The following is a 17379-nucleotide window of genomic DNA, read 5'->3' as shown; positions in this document are numbered from 1 at the left end:
AGCCCTTATTCCTTCTGCGCGAGCAGCTCCTGTTTTTGTAGCATGTCAGCAATTTTTCCGGGCACGGCGCCAATCGACCCGGCGCCCATACACACCAGTACATCGCCGTCGCGGGCGTTGTCGATCGCGGCCTGCGGCATCGCGGCAATCTCGTCCACAAAGATCGGCTCCACCTTGCCGCCAATGCGCAGCGCACGCGCCAGCGAACGGCCATCGGCCGCAACGATGGGGGCCTCGCCTGCGGCGTACACCTCGGCCAGCAGCACAGCGTCAGCGCCAGCGCCAATCACCTTCACAAAGTCTTCAAAACAGTCCCGCGTGCGGGTGTAGCGGTGCGGCTGGAAGGCCAGTACCAGGCGGCGCCCCGGGAAGGCCCCGCGTGCAGCAGCCAGCGTGGCCGCCATTTCGACCGGGTGGTGGCCGTAGTCGTCGATGACGGTGACCGCACCGCCTTGCGGCAAGGGCAAATCGCCATAACGCTGGAAGCGGCGGCCCACACCCTTGAACTCGGCCAGCGCTTTGACCACGGCGGCGTCCGCAATGTTGAGCTCCACCGCCACGGCGATGGCTGACAGCGCGTTGAGCACGTTGTGCAGACCCGGCAGGTTCAGCACCACCTCCATATCGGGCAGCACCACGCCATTGCGGCGCTGCACCGTAAAGTGCATCTGGCCACCCACGGCGCGCACGTTCACGGCACGCACTTCGGCGTCTTCATTAAAGCCGTAACTGGTGATGGGGCAGGTAACCTGTGCACTGATCTCACGTACGGCGGCGTCATCGGTGCAGAGAATCGCCGTGCCATAGAAAGGCATGCGGTGCAGAAAATCGACAAAGGCTTTTTTAAGCTTGCCGAAGTCGTGCCCATAGGTTTCCATGTGGTCGGCGTCGATGTTGGTCACCACGGCCATCACGGGCAGCAGGTTCAAAAAGGACGCATCACTTTCGTCGGCCTCCACCACGATGTAGTCACCACTGCCCAGACGGGCGTTGGCGCCAGCACTGTTCAGGCGGCCGCCAATCACAAAGGTGGGGTCCAGCCCGGCCTCGGCCAGCACACTGGCCACCAGGCTGGTGGTGGTGGTTTTGCCGTGGGTGCCGGCAATGGCTATGCCCTGCTTGAGGCGCATCAGCTCCGCTAACATCAGCGCACGCGGCACGATGGGAATCTTCATCTCGCGGGCGCGGATGACTTCGGGGTTGTCCGACTGCACGGCGGTAGACGTGACCACCGCATCGGCCCCCGCCACGTTGTCGGCCGCGTGGCCTACGTACGTTGTGATGCCCAATGCCGCCAGGCGCTGGGTGGTGGCGTTGTCGGCCAGGTCGGAGCCCGAAATGACGTAGCCCAGGTTGCTCAGCACCTCGGCAATGCCGGACATGCCGGAGCCGCCTACGCCCACAAAGTGAATATGTTTGACAGCGTGTTTCATCGTGCGAGCTCCTCGCAGGCAGCCACTACCGCTTCGGTGGCATTCAGTTTTTGCATCTTTTTGGCCTCTAGCCCCCGTTGAATCAGCGCGGGGCGCTCTGTTTTCTGTAGCAATGTGGCCAATGCCTCGGGTGTCATCTCCGCCTGGGGCAGCAGCCAGCCGCCACCCTGGTCGACCAGGAAGCGGGCGTTGAAGGTCTGGTGGTCGTCCACCGCAGCGGGGAAAGGCACAAACACGGCGGCGGCGCCCACGGCGGCAATCTCGGTCACGGTGCTGGCACCGGCGCGGCAGATCACTAGGTCGGCATCGGCAAAGGCCTGGGCCGTGTTGTCGATGAACGGGGTGAGCGTGGCCAACACGCCGGCAGCGGCGTAGTTGGCGCGCAGCTCGTCGATCTGTTTCTCGCCGGCCTGGTGCGTCACCACGGGGCGCTGCGCTTCGGGGATCAGCGCCAGTGCCAGCGGCACCATGGTGTTGAGCGCGCGCGCCCCCAGGCTGCCGCCCACCACCAACACCTTGAGCGGACCACTGCGGCCGGCAAAACGCGCATCGGGTGCGGGCAGGTTCAAAAATTCGGTGCGCAGCGGGTTGCCTACCCACTCAGCTTTTTTCAGCACGTTCGGGAAGGCGGCGAACACGCGGTCGGCCACGCCGGCCAGCACTTTGTTGGCCATGCCGGCCACGGAGTTTTGTTCGTGCAGCACCAGGGGTTTGCCACAGAGCACACCCATCATGCCGCCGGGGAAGGTGATGTAGCCGCCCAAGCCCACCACCACATCGGGCTTCACGCGGCGCACCACCTGCAGGCTCTGCAAGAAGGCGCGCAGCAGCTTGAAGGGCAACAGCGCCAAGGTCTTGAGACCCTTGCCGCGCACGCCACCAAAGTCCACCAGCTCCAGCGGAATGCCGCGGGCCGGGACGATGCGGCTTTCCATGCTGCCGGGTGCGCCCAGCCAGTGCACGCGCCAGCCCTTGTCCAGCAAGGCCTGCGCCACGGCCAGCCCCGGGAAGATGTGGCCACCCGTGCCGCCGGCCATGATGAGAGCGCACTTCTGCGTCATACACGGCCTCCGTGCATCAGCCATGCCGCATTCGCGCCATGCAACGCTGTCGCGTTGTGTCGGTTTTGGTGAAACAGGCAGCTCATACACGGCCTCCGTGCATCAGCCATGCCGCATTCGCGCCATGCAACGCTGTCGCGTTGTGTCGGTTTTGGTGAAACAGGCAGCTCATACACGGCCTCCGTGCATGAGCTGCCTGTTTTCGTAATCCACGCGCAGTACCACCGCAATCGCCACCAGGTTCAGCAAGATGGCCGAACCGCCGTAACTCATGAGCGGCAGGGTCAGGCCTTTGGTGGGCAATGCGCCCAGGTTCACACCCATGTTGATGAAGGCCTGAAAGCCCATCCAGATGCCCACGCCCTGCGCTACCAGGCCGGCAAACACGCGGTCCAGCGCGATGGCCTGGCGGCCAATGTGCATGATGCGGCGTGTGAGCCACAGGAACAGGCCAATCACCATGGCCACACCGATCAAACCAAATTCCTCGCCAATCACGGCCAGCAAAAAGTCGGTGTGGGCTTCGGGCAACCAGTGCAGTTTCTCGACGCTGCCGCCCAGGCCCACGCCAAACACCTCACCACGCCCAATCGCGATCAAAGAGTGCGACAACTGGTAACCCTTGCCCAGCGTCAGCTTTTCGTCCCAGGGATTCAGGTAGGCAAAAATGCGCTCGCGCCGCCATTCGGAGGTGGCAATTACGACGGCAAAAATCATCACCATCAGCGTGGCCATCAGGAAAAACATGCGGGCATTCACGCCGCCCAGGAACAGAATGCCCATGGCGATCACGGCAATCACCATGAAGGCGCCCATGTCCGGCTCGGCCAGCAGCAGCAGGCCAATCACCGCCACCGCAACCGCCATCGGGGCCACTGCGCGGAAGAAACGCTCCTTCACGTCCATCTTGCGCACCATGTAGTCGGCCGCATACAGCAGCACGGCAAACTTGGCCAGCTCGGACGGCTGGAAGTTCATGACGCCCAGCGAGATCCAGCGGCGGGCACCGTTCACGCCCTTGCCAATAAACGGCATCAGCACGGCAATCAACAGCACCAGCGACAGCACAAACAGCCAGGGTGCCAGCTTCTCCCAGGTCTGCATGGGGAACTGGAAGGCGATCAACGCGGCCACAAACGCCACCATGATGGAAAACGAATGCCGCACCACAAAGTGGGTGTGGGCGTAGTTGGAAAACTTGGGGTTGTCAGGCATGGCAATCGATGCCGAATACACCATGACCAAGCCCCACAGCAACAAGGCCACGGTGACCCACACCAACGGCTGGTCGAAACCTTTCACCTGCGTGGGGGTGGTGTTGGCCGCAAACGAGCCACGCCCACCCAGGCGCACCGGCAGGGCGCCCGAGGCCCCATCGGCCTTGGGGCTGAACCAGCCCATCAGGGTTTGGCGCAAGGCGGTCATGCCAGGTGCTCCATGTCCACACCGCTGGACAGGGCCAGCTCTTTCACTGCGGCACAGAAGACCTGGGCGCGGTGTTCGTAGTTCTTGAACATGTCAAAACTGGCGCAGGCCGGCGACATCAACACCGCGTCCCCCGCATGGGCGCGGGCGTTGGCCAGGGTCACAGCGGCTTCCATCGAATCGGCATCGACCAGCGGCACCTCGGCCGACACAATCGCCTCGCGAATCAGCGGCGCATCGCGGCCGATCAGCACCACGGCACGTGCGTAGCGGGCCAGCGGTGCAGCCAGCGGTGTGAAGTCCTGGCCCTTGCCCTCGCCGCCCAAAATCACCACCAGCTTGCGGTCCGCACCCAGGCCCTGCAAGGCGGCCACGGTGGCGCCCACATTGGTGCCCTTGCTGTCGTCAAAAAATTCCACGTCGTTGAGGATGCCAATGGGCTCCACGCGGTGCGGCTCGCCGCGGTACTCGCGCAGGCCAAACAGGATGGGACCCAGTGCGCAACCGGCAGCGGCGCACAGCGCCAGCGCGGCCAGCGCATTGCTGGCGTTGTGGCGGCCGCGGATGCGCAGCGCATCGGCCGGCATCAGGCGCTGGAAGTGCAACTCTTCGGCTTCCTCCTTGCGCTTGCGGCGGGTTTCGTCGGCCTCCAGCGCACGCACCAGCCAGACCATGCCGTTGACTTCTTCCAGTCCAAAGTCGCCGGGGCGCTGGGGCATGTCGCTGCCAAAGGTGACGTGGGCGCGCTCCTGCGGGCGCTGCAGCTTGACGCGCACCGGCTCTGGCAGCATGGCCATCACGGCCGCATCGTCGCGGTTCAGCACCATCAGGCCCTGCTGGCCAAAGATGCGGGACTTGGCCTCGGCATAGGCTGGCATGCTGCCGTGCCAGTCCAGGTGGTCCTGCGTTACGTTCAGCACCACGGCCGCTGTGGGCTCGAAGCCGGTCACGCCGTCGAGCTGGAAGCTGGAGAGTTCCAGCACCCACACCTCGGGCAAGGTGCCGGCGTCCAGATGGCCAGACAGCGTGTCCAGCAGCGTGGGGCCAATGTTGCCGGCCACAGCCACGGTTTTTCCCGCATGGGCCACCAGTTGGCCAGTCAGCGAGGTGACGGTGGTTTTGCCATTGGTGCCGGTGATGGCCAACACCGCGGGGGCATAACCCTGAGCGCTGCGCAGGGCCTGCAAGGCCATGGCATACAAACTCAATTCGCCCCCAACGTAGACCCCTATTGCGCGAGCAGCTCCTAAAACAGGAGCAATCTCGTCCGGACTCAAACCCGGCGAACGGTACACGGCGTGCAGGGTCTGGCCCTCCACCAGGGCTGCGGAGAAGGCACCAGGCACAAAACGCACTTGGGGCAATTCTTGTTGCAGCGTGGCCAGCTGCGGCGGCGCGGTGCGCGTGTCGGCCACGGTGATGCTGGCCGCACCGGTGCGGGCACACCAGCGCGCCATGGCCAAGCCGGAAGCACCCAACCCCAGAATCAGAACGTGCTGGCCGGCCAGCGGCGCAAAAGGGGCCTCGGCCTCCACCGGCAGTACATCCGCGTCGGGCTGCGCCTCATCGGTTTGCACCGCGGTGGCATCGGCCAACAACGTGGGTTCGGCCTTGTCCGCCTGCACATCGGCAAAAATTTGCGCCACAAAGGCTGCGGCGTCGCGTGCGGCCGTCAACGTGGTGGGCAGGCCACGGGCCTCTTTGACAGGTTCTGCCACCAGCGGTACGGCCTGCACCGCAGGCTCCAACACCTCGGGCGCCTCAGACATCTCCGTCGCTGTGAGCGCATCCGCCAGTTCTGGCGCAGTCACCGACGCGGCATCAGACACCGACTCCTGGACCTCTTCGGGCGGCTGTGCCTCGTGCACACGCGGCTCCACCCCGCCGTCCTGGGGGGACGCTGCGGGGTGTTCGCCGGGCAGGTGTGCTTCGTGTTCGTTCATCGCAACTTCAGGGTGGACAGGCCCACCAGGCACAAGAGCATGGTGATGATCCAGAAACGGACCACCACCTGGGTTTCTTTCCACCCCGACTTCTCGAAGTGGTGGTGCAGTGGCGCCATCTTCAGCAAGCGGCGGCCTTCACCAAACTTCTTTTTGGTGTATTTGAAGTAGGTCACTTGCAGCATCACCGACACCGCCTCGGCCACAAAAATGCCACCCATGATGGCCAGCACAATTTCCTGGCGCACGATGATGGCAATGGTGCCCAGCGCACCGCCCAGAGCCAGCGCGCCCACGTCACCCATGAAGACCTGCGCGGGGTGGGTGTTGAACCACAAAAAGGCCAGACCCGCACCGGCCATGGCGGCGCAGAAAATCATCAGCTCACCCGAGCCCGGAATGTGCGGGAAAAACAGGTACTTGGAGTACACGGCGCTGCCGGTCACGTAGGCAAACACGCCCAGCGCCGAGCCCACCATCACCACCGGCATGATGGCCAAGCCATCCAGACCATCGGTCAGGTTCACGGCATTGCTGGAACCCACGATGACCAGGTAGGTCAGCACCACAAAGCCCAGCACCCCCAGCGGGTAACTCACCTCTTTGATAAAGGGCAACAAGAGACCAGCCTTGGGGGGCAGGTTCACGTCAAACCCGGAACGCACCCAGTTGAAAAACAGCTCCAACACGCGCAGATTGGAACTCTCGGAGATGCTGAACACCAGGTACAGCGCGGCCAGCAGGCCAATCACCGACTGCCAAAAATACTTCTCGCGCGAGCGCATGCCTTCGGGGTCTTTGTGCACCACCTTGCGCCAGTCGTCGGCCCAGCCAATGGCGCCAAAACCCAGCGTCACCAGCAGCACGATCCAGACAAAACGGTTGGACAGGTCCGCCCACAGGAGCGTGGAGATGGCGATCGACAAAAGAATCAGCACGCCGCCCATGGTGGGCGTGCCACTTTTGCTCAGGTGGGTTTCCATGCCGTAGCCGCGGATGGGTTGGCCAATCTTGAGTTCACGCAGGCGGCGAATCACAAACGGCCCCGCCGCCAAACCAATCAGCAAGGCCGTCAAGGCGGCCAGCACCGCACGGAAGGTGAGGTACTGGAAGACGCGGAAAAACCCGAACTCGGGCGACAGGGTTTGCAGCCATTGGGCCAGGCTCAGCAGCATGAAAACGCTCCAAAAATATCAAACAGCATGGGTGCCCCCTGCAGGGGCGGGCGCGGCTTGGGCCAAGGCCTCCACCACACGCTCCATGCGCATAAAACGCGATCCCTTGACCAGCACACTGGCCACACTCGGCAACAGGGTGCGGGCACGCACCAGCAGCGCCTCCACGTCGGCAAAGTGCTCCGCCCCCGGGCAAACCTGCACGGCGTGCACCGCCATGGCACCCAAGGCCAACACATGGGTGATGCCCTGCGCGTGCGCAAAACGGCCGGCTTCGGCATGGAATTCGGGGCCTTGCTCACCCACTTCACCCATGTCGCCCAACACCAGCAAACGCGGGCCTGGCAAGTCGGCCAGCACCTGGATGGCGGCACGCATGGAGTCGGGGTTGGCGTTGTAGGTGTCGTCCACCAGCGTGGCGTGCAGCCCGCTGTGGCTGATCAACAAGGCACGGCAGCGGCCCTTGACCGGCACAAAGGCCTGCAGGCCCTGCGCCACCGCCTGGGTGCTGACACCCGCGGCCAAGGCGCAGGCGGCCGCAGCCAGCGAGTTCTTCACGTTGTGGCGCCCAGCAATCGCCAGGCGGTAACTCAGGGCTCCCCAGGGTGTGCTGGCCTGGACTTGCCAAGCGCCATCGACCCACTCGGCGTCCGTGCACAGCACTTCTTGCGCGGCCCCGGCAGACTGCCAACCAAACTGCACAGTCTTGCGGCTCGCGGCCAGGCCTTGCCACACCGCGGTGTAGTCATCGTCCAGCGGGAAAACCGCCACACCATCAGCAGGCAATGCGGCAATCACGGTGCCGTTTTCCTGGGCCACGGCCTCCACGGTGTGCATAAATTCCAGATGCTCTCGCTGCGCGTTGTTGACCAGGGCGACCGTCGGCTGTGTCATGGCGGCCAAACCAGCGATCTCGCCCGGGTGGTTCATGCCCAGCTCCACCACTGCCAGGCGGTGCTGGCGGCGCAGGCGGAACAGGGTCAAGGGCACGCCAATATCGTTGTTGAAATTGCCACGCGTGGCCAGCGCCGCACCACCGGGGGCCTGCGCCTCCAGAATGGCCGCCACCATTTGTGTGACCGTGGTTTTGCCATTGCTGCCAGTGACCGCCACCAGAGGCAAGGTGAACTGGGCGCGCCATGCGGTGGCCAACTGGGCCAGGGCCCGTTTGGTGTCGGCCACTTCGATGCGCGGCAGGCCTGCGGGGTAGGCCGAAGATTCCAGCCCGGCATGGCACAACACGGCCGCAGCGCCTTGGGCCTGGGCATCGTGCAAAAAGGCATTGGCATCAAAACGCTCGCCCTGCAGGGCCACAAACAGATCACCTGCCTCAATCGTGCGGGTATCGGTGTGCACCCGTTGCACCGACAGGTCCGCCGGGCCCACCAGGTGCGCACCGTCCAGCCAAGCGGCCACCTGGGCCAAAGTCATCATGGCGCTCACGCAGCACCCCCGGGTGTGGTTTGGCGGGCCTGCAAGGCCGCCAGGGCATGCGCACGGTCCGAGAAAGGATGCTTCACACCCGCCAGCTCCTGGGTTTCTTCATGGCCTTTGCCGGCCAGCAAAATCACATCGTTTTCCTCGGCCTGGCCCACGGTGCTGCGGATGGCCAATGCGCGGTCCACTTCCACGTCCACCCCTTTGTTGTCCACCAAGCCCAACAGGATTTGCGCCACGATGGCCTCGGGGCGTTCGCTGCGCGGGTTGTCGCTGGTCACCACCACGCGGTCGGCATGCTGGGCGGCGATTGCCCCCATCAGCGGGCGTTTGGAGGCATCACGGTCACCGCCACAGCCAAACACGGCCCAGAGCTGGCCGGCACGCGCTTGCGCCATGGGGCGCAGGGCTTGCAGGGCCTGGGCCAGCGCATCAGGCGTGTGGGCATAGTCAATGGCCACCAAGGGCTCGCCCTGCCCGCCCACACACTCCATGCGACCCGGTACGGGCAACAGGGTGCTGCAGGCGGCCACAGCGGCGGCCAGCGGCACACCCAGGCAACGCATGGCGGCAATCACCCCCAGCAGGTTGGAGACGTTGTAGTGGCCAATGACCTGGGACTGCAGGGTGCAGGACACATCGCCCTCCACCACTTCAAAGGCCATGCCACTGGCAGTGTGGCGCAGCTGCTGCGCGCGCAGGCGTGCCGGCTGCTGGCTCGATACCGTCCACAGGTCCAGCGTGCCCGCCAGTTCGTCGGCCAGGGCCGCACCGTATCCGTCGTCGATGTTCACCACCGCATGGGCCAGGCCCGGCCAGGCAAACAGCTTGCGCTTGGCGACCCAGTAGGCCTCCATGCTGCCGTGGTAGTCCAGGTGGTCCTGGGTAAAGTTGGTAAACACCGCCACCCGGAGTTGTGTGCCGGCCAGGCGTTGCTCTTCAATCCCGATAGACGACGCCTCCATGGCGCAGGCGCGTAAGCCCTGGTCTACAAACTGGCGCAATGTCTGTTGCACGCGCACCGGGTCGGGCGTGGTCAGCCCGGTGGACACCACATGGGGCGGCAGCCCTACGCCCAGCGTGCCAATCACCCCACACGGCAGCGCTTGCCCTGCAGGCAAAACACCCAGTGCCTGGGCCAACCACCAAGCGGTGCTGGTTTTGCCATTGGTGCCGGTCACCGCCACCACGGGCAGGGTCTGCGAGGGCTGGCTATAAAACTGGGCGGCAATCAGGCCCGCATCGGCCTTGAGGCCGGCGTAACTGGCCACATGGTGGGCATCCAGCGTAAAGGCAGACGCACCGTCTTGCTCCACTAGGCAGGCCACCGCGCCACGCGTCAAGGCCTGGGGCACAAAACTGCGGCCATCCACCGCGGCACCCGGCCAGGCAATAAAAGCATCGCCCGCCACAAGCTGCCGGCTGTCGGTGCGCAGAGCACCCGCCCCGCGCTCGCGCAGCCATTGCACCGCCTCTTGGGATGACGTGAGGTGGCGCATCAGAAACTCTCCTCCACCGCGTCCGTCACGATCTGTGGGCGCACCGCCATGTCGGGCTGCACGCCCAACATGCGCAGGGTTTGCTGCACGGTTTCGCTGAACACGGGTGCCGCCACATCACCACCAAAGTATTTGCCATTGCTGGGCTCGTCAATCATCACGGCCACCACAATGCGCGGGTTGTCGATAGGTGCCACGCCGACAAAAAAGCCGCGGTACTTTTTGTCCGCATACCCCTTGCCCTCCTGCTTGTGGGCGGTGCCGGTCTTGCCACCCACGGAGTAGCCCATGGTCTGGGCTTTGGGCGCGGTGCCACCAGGGCCTGCGGCCATGTGCAACATGTTGAGCACGGACTTGGCATGGCGCGCCTCAAACACCCGCACACCGGCCACCTGCTCCGAAGTTTTGAGCAGGGTCACGGGCACCAGCTCGCCATCCCGCGCAAACACGCTGTAGGCGCGCGCCAGCTGAAACAGGCTGGCAGAGAGGCCATAGCCATAACTCATGGTGGCCTGCTCAATCGGGCGCCAGGTCTTGTAGGCACGCAAACGACCACTCACCACACCAGGGAAAGGCACCTGGGGCTTTTGCCCCAACCCAACCTGGCTGAACATGTCCCACATCTCGTGGGGCTCCATTTGCATGGCCAACTTGACGGTGCCCACGTTGCTGGACTTCTGGATCACCTCACTCACAGACAACACGCCGTGGGGGTGCGAATCGGTGATGGTGGAACCCGTGATCGTGATGCGGCCCGGTGCGGTCTGGATCGGTGTCTCGGGCCGAACCATACCTTGCTCCAGCGCCAAGGCCACCACAAACGGCTTCATGGTGGAGCCGGGCTCAAAGGTGTCGGTGAGCGCCCGGTTGCGCAACTGTGCCCCGGTCAGGTTGGCGCGTTTCGCAGGCGAGTAGCTGGGGTAGTTGGCCAGCGCCAGTACTTCCCCTGTCAACACATCGAGTACCACCACGCTGCCCGCCTTGGCCTTGTTCTCCACCACGGCATCACGCAGCTTCTGGTAGGCAAAAAACTGCACTTTGCTGTCGATGCTAAGTTGCAGGTCCTTGCCTTCGAGTGGCGGAATCTGGTCTCCTACGTCCTCCACCACCCGGCCCAAGCGGTCCTTGATCACGCGGCGTGAACCGCTACGGCCGGCCAGCTCTTTGTTGAAGGTGAGCTCCACACCCTCCTGACCCTTGTCTTCCACATTGGTAAAGCCCACCACATGGACAGCGGACTCCCCCTCAGGGTACTCGCGCTTGTACTCCTTGCGCTGGTAGATGCCCTTGATGTTGAGCTCGGCAATTTGTTTGGCCACGGCAGCGTCTACCTGGCGCTTGATCCAGACAAAGGTCTTGTCCTCATTCGCCAGCTTGCGCGAAATGTCGGCCGCCGGCATCTCCAACAACTTGGCCAAACGCTGCAATTGCGCCTTGTCCATTTCCACGTCTTCGGGAATCGCCCAGATGCTGGGCGCGGGTACGCTGGAGGCTAGGATCAGCCCATTGCGGTCCAGAATGCGGCCGCGGTTGGCCGGCAAATCCAGTGTGCGCGCAAACCGTACCTCGCCCTGGCGCTGGAAAAAATCGTTCGCCACCACCTGGATATAGGCCGCACGCGCGGCCAGCCCCATAAAGCCCAGCGCAATCACGCCCACCACAAACTTGCTGCGCCACACCGGGGTGCGGCTGGCCAGCAGAGGACTGGAGGTGTACAACACGCTACGGCTCACGGCGTGGCCCCTGGCGCGGTGTAAGTCACGTAGGTGGTGATACCCGGTGTGGCCTGGCGCATTTGCAGCTGATCTTTGGCCAGGCGCTCCACGCGCGCAGGCGTTGCCTGGCCGCGTTTTTCCACCTGCAGGCGCTCAAACTCCGTCTCCAGCCGGCGCGCTTCGGCGCGCGCGCGCTCCAGCTCCACGAAGACACGGCGCGATTCGTACTGCATGCCCACCAAATACAAGGCGCTGGCCACCACAGCAAGGAGCAACACGAGATTCAACCGAATCACGCCGCCATCCTTTGCGCCACGCGCAAGATGGCACTGCGGGAGCGCGGGTTGCCCGCCACTTCAGCAGCACTGGGCTTGATGCGGTCCAACGCTTTGAGCTTCATGACCTTCGGTGCCGCAAACGGCGCGCGGCGGTCGTACTCGTCTTTGGAGTGTTTGGCAATGAACTGCTTGACGATGCGATCTTCCAGCGAATGGAAGCTGATCACCGCCAGACGTCCACCCACTTCAAGCACATCCAGGCTGGCGTCTAGCGCTTGTTGCAACTCCTCAAGCTCGGCGTTGATGAAAATCCGAAGAGCCTGAAATGTGCGCGTTGCAGGGTTCTGGCCCTGCTCGCGGGTTTTGACCGTGTCAGCCACGAGTTGGGCCAACTCGGAGGTGGTTGAAATTGGCCCCCGTTCCTGTCGGCGAGCAGCAATCGCCTTTGCAATTGGCCCAGCAAACCGTTCTTCACCATATTCACGTATCACCTCCGCGATTTGATTGATCTCGGCCGTTGCCAGCCACTGGGCCACACTCTCACCGCGCGTGGTGTCCATGCGCATATCCAGAGGACCTTCAAAGCGAAAGCTGAAGCCCCGCTGTGGGTTGTCAATTTGGGGAGAGCTCACGCCCAGGTCCATCAGCACGCCAGCCAGACTGGCCGCAGGCAGTTCGCCCAAGTGGGAGAAGCCTTCGTGGCGGATGGAGAAACGGGGGTCGGTGATGCTCGCGGATTGCGCCACGGCGTCAGGGTCGCGGTCAAAGGCGACCAGGCGACCGGCGGGGCTCAGCTGCTCCAGAATGCGGCGCGAATGGCCACCGCGGCCGAAGGTGGCGTCCACATAAGTGCCGTCAGCAGCACCCGCGTAGGGCTGACCGTCGTTGCTGAACAATGCGTCTACTGCTTCGTTCAACAAGACGGTGGTGTGGGTCCAAGGAGCTTCCACCGTCACACCTTAGAAAGAAAAGTCTTTGAAGACATCGGGCATTTCGCCCTGCATGGCCTTGGCCTCTTGGGCGTCGTAGGTGGCCTTGTCCCACAGCTCAAAATGGTTGCCCATGCCCAGCAACATGGTGTCTTTGGCAATGCCAGCAGCTTCGCGCAGCTCAGGCGACACCAGCACACGCCCGGTGGCATCCATCTCCACATCCATGGCATTGCCCAAGAAGATGCGCTTCCACCACTGGGCCGACATCGGCAGGGCTGCAATACGTTCGCGGAATTTTTCCCACTCGGGGCGGGGAAACACCATCAGGCACCCGTGGGGGTGTTTGGTGATCGTGAGTTGGCCAGCCGCTGTCGCGCTCAAGACGTCACGATGCCGGGTCGGTACTGATAACCGACCCTTTGCATCCAGACTGAGAGACGAGGCCCCTTGGAACACCGTGAAATACCTACTTTTGTTGCGACAGCGTGGAAATAGCAATTGCGCGGCACTTTTCACCACTAAATTGCACTTTTTTGCACTGTATCAGCAAAAGCCGCGCTGGCAAGAGGGCTTGCGCGAAAATTTTCCAATGAAATCAAGGACTTAGAAGCGTTTTTGCAGGCGAACGGCAGGCAAAAATCGTTCTAAATTAAGCACTTAGCGCGCCTTATGAAAGTGATGCATGAAACACCCACCTCCCCTACCGTTTGTCCGAACGGCTTACAGGATGTAACGGGAAAGATCCTCGTTCTGGCTGAGTTCACCCAGGCGCGCATCCACATACGCCGCATCAATCGACACGGTTTGCCCGGCCAAAGACGTAGCACCAAAGCTGACTTCGTCCAGCAGACGCTCCATGACGGTGGACAAGCGGCGCGCGCCGATGTTCTCCGTGCGTTCGTTCACCTCAAAAGCAATCTGCGCCAGGCGCGTAATGCCCTCGGGGGTAAAGGCCAGCGTCACCTGCTCGGTGGCCAGCAGCGCCTGGTATTGCTTGACCAACGAGGCATGGGTCTGCGTGAGGATGGCTTCAAAGTCCTGCACGGACAGCGACTGCAGCTCCACCCGAATCGGAAAGCGCCCCTGCAGCTCCGGAATCAGGTCACTGGGTTTGCTCAGATGGAAAGCGCCGGACGCCACAAACAGAATGTGGTCGGTCTTGACCATGCCGTATTTGGTAGACACCGTGGTGCCTTCTACCAGCGGTAACAAATCTCGCTGCACACCTTGGCGCGACACCTCGGCCCCGCTGCCCTCACTGCGCGACGTGACCTTGTCGATTTCATCGATGAAAACAATGCCGTTCTGTTCCAGCAGGTGCAAGGCCTGGCTTTTGATATCTTCTTCGTTGACGAGTTTGGCGGCCTCTTCGTCCACCAGCAGCTTGTGGGCTTCGCTGATCTTGAGCTTGCGCGTCTGGCGTTTGTTCTGGCCCAGTTGGCCAAACATGCCACGCAGCTGCTCGGTCATTTCCTCCATGCCGGCAGGCCCCATGACTTCGAGCTGGGGTGTGGACGCTGCCACGTCGATGTCTATCTCGCGATCGGCCAACAGGCCTTCGCGCAGTTTTTTGCGGAAGGTCTGGCGTGCCGTGTTTTCAGGCGTATCCGTGGCTGCCGCAAAACCAAATTCACTACGGGGCGGTGGCACCAGAATGTCCAGAATCCGCTCTTCCGCCGCATCTTCGGCGCGGGCGCGCACCTTGGTTTTTTCGGCCTCACGGGTTTGTTTGACGGCAATGTCGGCCAGGTCGCGGATGATGGCATCCACATCCTTGCCCACGTAACCAACCTCGGTGAATTTGGTGGCCTCGACCTTGATGAAGGGGGCGTCGGCCAGACGCGCCAGGCGGCGGGCGATCTCCGTCTTGCCCACCCCGGTGGGGCCAATCATCAGAATGTTTTTGGGCGTGATTTCACTGCGCAGCGCAGCGTCCACCATTTGCCGACGCCAGCGGTTGCGCAGGGCAATGGCCACGGCGCGCTTGGCCTGTGCCTGCCCAACGATATGTTTGTCCAGCTCGGCAACGATGTCCTGGGGTGTCATGGCGTGCATATCGGTCACAGGGTCTCAATGGTGTGGTGCATATTGGTGTAGATGCACAGTTCGCCCGCAATCTCCAGCGAACGTTTCACGATGTCTGCCGCGGGCAGTTCGGTGTGGTTGAGCAGCGCTACGGCCGCCGCCTGTGCGTAGGCACCGCCAGAACCAATGGTCACGATGCCGTTTTCCGGCTCCAGCACATCCCCGTTGCCCGTGATGATGAGGGAGGCGTCTTTGTCGGCCACCGCCAGCATGGCTTCCAGCCGGCGCAACACGCGATCAGTGCGCCAGTCTTTCGTCAGTTCGATGGCGGCACGCACCAGATGCCCCTGGTGTTTGTCGAGTTTGGCCTCGAAGCGCTCAAACAGGGTGAAGGCGTCGGCCGTGGCACCGGCAAAACCCGCCAGCACCTTGCCGTGGTGCAGCTTGCGCACCTTGCGGGCCGAGCCCTTGACCACGATGTTGCCCAAAGTGACCTGGCCATCGCCGCCGATGGCGACCTGGTCGCCCTGCGGCGTCTTGCGCCGGACACTGATGATGGTGGTGCCGTGAAATTGTTCCATGGTGTGAAGGTGTGGTGGGTCGCACCAAAATCAAGCCCATGCGCACAAGGTGCGCACAATCAATCACATGGCGCGGGGGACGACCCTGGCATGCTCATTGATGCCAATAACGTTGAAAAATGCAGCCACCAAGCGGTGAACGTCCTGGAACTGCACCAAGCTCCCCTCGGATTGGCGCAGGGCCACCCAGTTGAGGATGCTGCCCGCGGCGGAAAAATCCACTCGAATCAGACTGCGACAGGACACCACAATGCGCCCGCCTTCGTCGCGCGCGGCATCCAGCCCAGCCAAGGCCTGCGTGGCATCACCCAGAACATCACCACGCAGCTCCAGGCCAGAAACTGACACGCTGTCCATCAGCCCCATGGGCACGGTGGCCGCGGACTCAAAACTGGATGGCGACATGCCGGCGCCTGGTGTGGCAATTTCTGCCGGCTCGTAATGGCAACGGGCAGACTCCCACGCCGGGGGCGAGACCTCGTAGGTCACGCAATAGTCCAGCGCGGCCAACTCAAACTCGTCCAACATCTGCATGGTGCGCAGCGCATTCAGGCGCACCGCCCACCAGGCCGGATCCACCGCACGATCGCCGGAGGGCGTTGTGGCACGCAAGGCCAGCACCAAGCTATCGGCACCACCAAACTGCAAGGCCACGGCCTCGTCACACAGACTACTGAACAGGCCACCCAGCAAAGGCATGGCCTCCGCATCCAGAGCCGCCACAGCCGACCAGTCGATCACCCAGGGCATGGGCTGGGTGGACATGGCTTCGCGTAAATCTTCCATTGCCAGTGCGGTCAGCCGGGGCGGGCAGTGCCAGATCGCGTGGGTAACCCCGAGCACGCTGCGACCTGAACCCGAGGCAGAAAAAGGGGCTGCCGCGGTGGTGTCCATGCCTTGCGATGGCTCGGCGAGGGTGGCCCAGACGGGCACAGCATGGCCCCACACATGGGCCAGCTCCACCACCGCCCAATCAAAGCGCGCACGGTTGTTGGTGGCGCGGTACAAGTCCATCAGCGCCGCAGCCCAGGAGGTGGAAGCCTCCGGGGTGGCCGTGATGCTTTGCAAGGCGTTCAGCAACCCCGTTTCAGCCCCGGCATCGTCTCCATTGGCAAAACGGATGGCGGCCTCCTCCAACTCGGGGTCGGTGGCCATATCGTCCACCTCCATGGCAAACAACTTGGAGGTCGAAAAAGTCAGGTCAGCACCACCATCCCCACCGCGGGTCGATGCGCTTGGCGCGGCACGTCCGGGCAAGGGCACATGGCTGGACATGGGCGGAGGCATGCCCATACCCATCTGCGTGGGGGCGTATTCAGAAGGGGCTGGCACAGCACCCGACACACTGGAGTGCAGCTCAGACGACTCCGTCGCCTCAAACCGCGATGACAAGGTGGCTGCTACCGTGGGCGCCGAAGCATGGATGGACACGGGCTCGGCGGGGGCCGCAGCATTACCTGCCACCGGGAAACCACCCTGGGCCGCGGCGGCATCCTGCTTGCCTTTCCACCACTGCTTGGACATCTGCGCTTCGATTTCGTCGATTTTCTTCAGCGTCACCGCACGGCCATCGGGGTCCGTGGGAATACTGGTCTGAAAAAACGAAGGGCGGGCCAACGCTGCGGTGGCGGAGGGGTCGCGGTTGCGCAGCTTGCGCAACTGGTCAAATTCACGCTTGCGGACAAAATCGTTTTGCCGCTTGCGCTCAATCATGGCCTTCAGAGCCTGTTTGTCATACCCGCTGTCCTGTTCGGGCTCTGCGCGGTCCAACTCCGACCAATCCTTGGTCGGGTTGCGCACAAACATCGCCACCTTGGACAATAAACCGGGTCGATCGTCTTTGGTCGCCATAAATCAGGGGGCTTGCTCCGTAGG

14 protein-coding genes are annotated in these 17379 nt (G+C 63.1%); all 14 read right to left on the bottom strand.

Annotated elements, in window-relative coordinates:
- Nucleotides 1–5: 5 nt before the first annotated feature.
- The 14 genes from murC to AC097A_RS13910 all read right to left on the bottom strand — a co-directional run bounded on the left by murC (nucleotide 6) and on the right by AC097A_RS13910 (nucleotide 17355).
- Nucleotides 6–1433 carry a UDP-N-acetylmuramate--L-alanine ligase gene (murC, locus tag AC097A_RS13975; protein WP_479621319.1) on the bottom strand — a complete coding sequence of 476 codons (1428 nt, stop codon included), beginning with the start codon at nucleotides 1431–1433 and terminating at the stop codon, nucleotides 6–8.
- On the bottom strand, nucleotides 1430–2494 hold the full coding sequence (murG, locus tag AC097A_RS13970; protein WP_479621318.1) for an undecaprenyldiphospho-muramoylpentapeptide beta-N-acetylglucosaminyltransferase: 1065 nt from the start codon (nucleotides 2492–2494) through the stop codon (nucleotides 1430–1432). The genes murC and murG overlap by 4 nt, the downstream gene beginning before the upstream one ends.
- 168 nt (nucleotides 2495–2662) lie before the next feature.
- On the bottom strand, nucleotides 2663–3919 hold the full coding sequence (gene ftsW / locus AC097A_RS13965) for a putative lipid II flippase FtsW (RefSeq protein ID WP_479621317.1): 1257 nt from the start codon (nucleotides 3917–3919) through the stop codon (nucleotides 2663–2665).
- Nucleotides 3916–5862, bottom strand: coding sequence for a UDP-N-acetylmuramoyl-L-alanine--D-glutamate ligase (gene murD / locus AC097A_RS13960; RefSeq protein WP_479621316.1), 1947 nt, complete (start codon nucleotides 5860–5862; stop codon nucleotides 3916–3918). The genes ftsW and murD overlap by 4 nt, the downstream gene beginning before the upstream one ends.
- Nucleotides 5859–7037 carry a phospho-N-acetylmuramoyl-pentapeptide-transferase gene (mraY, locus tag AC097A_RS13955; protein WP_315473919.1) on the bottom strand — a complete coding sequence of 393 codons (1179 nt, stop codon included), beginning with the start codon at nucleotides 7035–7037 and terminating at the stop codon, nucleotides 5859–5861. The genes murD and mraY overlap by 4 nt, the downstream gene beginning before the upstream one ends.
- Before the next feature lie 18 nt (nucleotides 7038–7055).
- Nucleotides 7056–8471, bottom strand: a complete 1416-nt coding sequence (locus AC097A_RS13950; protein WP_479621315.1) for a UDP-N-acetylmuramoyl-tripeptide--D-alanyl-D-alanine ligase — start codon at nucleotides 8469–8471, stop codon at nucleotides 7056–7058.
- Nucleotides 8472–8476: 5 nt separating this feature from the next.
- Nucleotides 8477–9973 carry a UDP-N-acetylmuramoyl-L-alanyl-D-glutamate--2,6-diaminopimelate ligase gene (locus tag AC097A_RS13945; RefSeq protein ID WP_479621314.1) on the bottom strand — a complete coding sequence of 499 codons (1497 nt, stop codon included), beginning with the start codon at nucleotides 9971–9973 and terminating at the stop codon, nucleotides 8477–8479.
- Nucleotides 9973–11706, bottom strand: a complete 1734-nt coding sequence (locus AC097A_RS13940; RefSeq protein ID WP_479621313.1) for a peptidoglycan D,D-transpeptidase FtsI family protein — start codon at nucleotides 11704–11706, stop codon at nucleotides 9973–9975. Before AC097A_RS13940 ends, AC097A_RS13945 begins: the two co-directional genes overlap by 1 nt.
- Nucleotides 11703–11984: a cell division protein FtsL gene (ftsL, locus tag AC097A_RS13935; RefSeq protein ID WP_105262085.1), complete on the bottom strand. Its 282-nt coding sequence runs from the start codon at nucleotides 11982–11984 to the stop codon at nucleotides 11703–11705. The genes AC097A_RS13940 and ftsL overlap by 4 nt, the downstream gene beginning before the upstream one ends.
- Nucleotides 11981–12916 carry a 16S rRNA (cytosine(1402)-N(4))-methyltransferase RsmH gene (gene rsmH, locus AC097A_RS13930; RefSeq protein ID WP_479621312.1) on the bottom strand — a complete coding sequence of 312 codons (936 nt, stop codon included), beginning with the start codon at nucleotides 12914–12916 and terminating at the stop codon, nucleotides 11981–11983. Before rsmH ends, ftsL begins: the two co-directional genes overlap by 4 nt.
- A 9-nt stretch (nucleotides 12917–12925) precedes the next feature.
- Entirely contained in the window at nucleotides 12926–13354 is a 429-nt protein-coding gene (gene mraZ / locus AC097A_RS13925) for a division/cell wall cluster transcriptional repressor MraZ (RefSeq protein ID WP_094482051.1), read from the bottom strand.
- 264 nt (nucleotides 13355–13618) lie between these two features.
- On the bottom strand, nucleotides 13619–14953 hold the full coding sequence (hslU, locus tag AC097A_RS13920) for an ATP-dependent protease ATPase subunit HslU (RefSeq protein WP_479621598.1): 1335 nt from the start codon (nucleotides 14951–14953) through the stop codon (nucleotides 13619–13621).
- 5 nt (nucleotides 14954–14958) lie between these two features.
- Nucleotides 14959–15504, bottom strand: a complete 546-nt coding sequence (gene hslV / locus AC097A_RS13915; protein WP_105262083.1) for an ATP-dependent protease subunit HslV — start codon at nucleotides 15502–15504, stop codon at nucleotides 14959–14961.
- 63 nt (nucleotides 15505–15567) lie between these two features.
- Nucleotides 15568–17355, bottom strand: coding sequence for an STAS domain-containing protein (locus tag AC097A_RS13910; protein ID WP_479621311.1), 1788 nt, complete (start codon nucleotides 17353–17355; stop codon nucleotides 15568–15570).
- Between the last annotated feature and the right edge of the window lie 24 nt (nucleotides 17356–17379).

This window comes from Rhodoferax sp. XS2R6 (genome assembly GCF_056521365.1).
The sequence above is the reverse complement of the archived record's forward strand: the minus strand, read 5'-3'. Positions and strand labels throughout refer to the sequence as shown.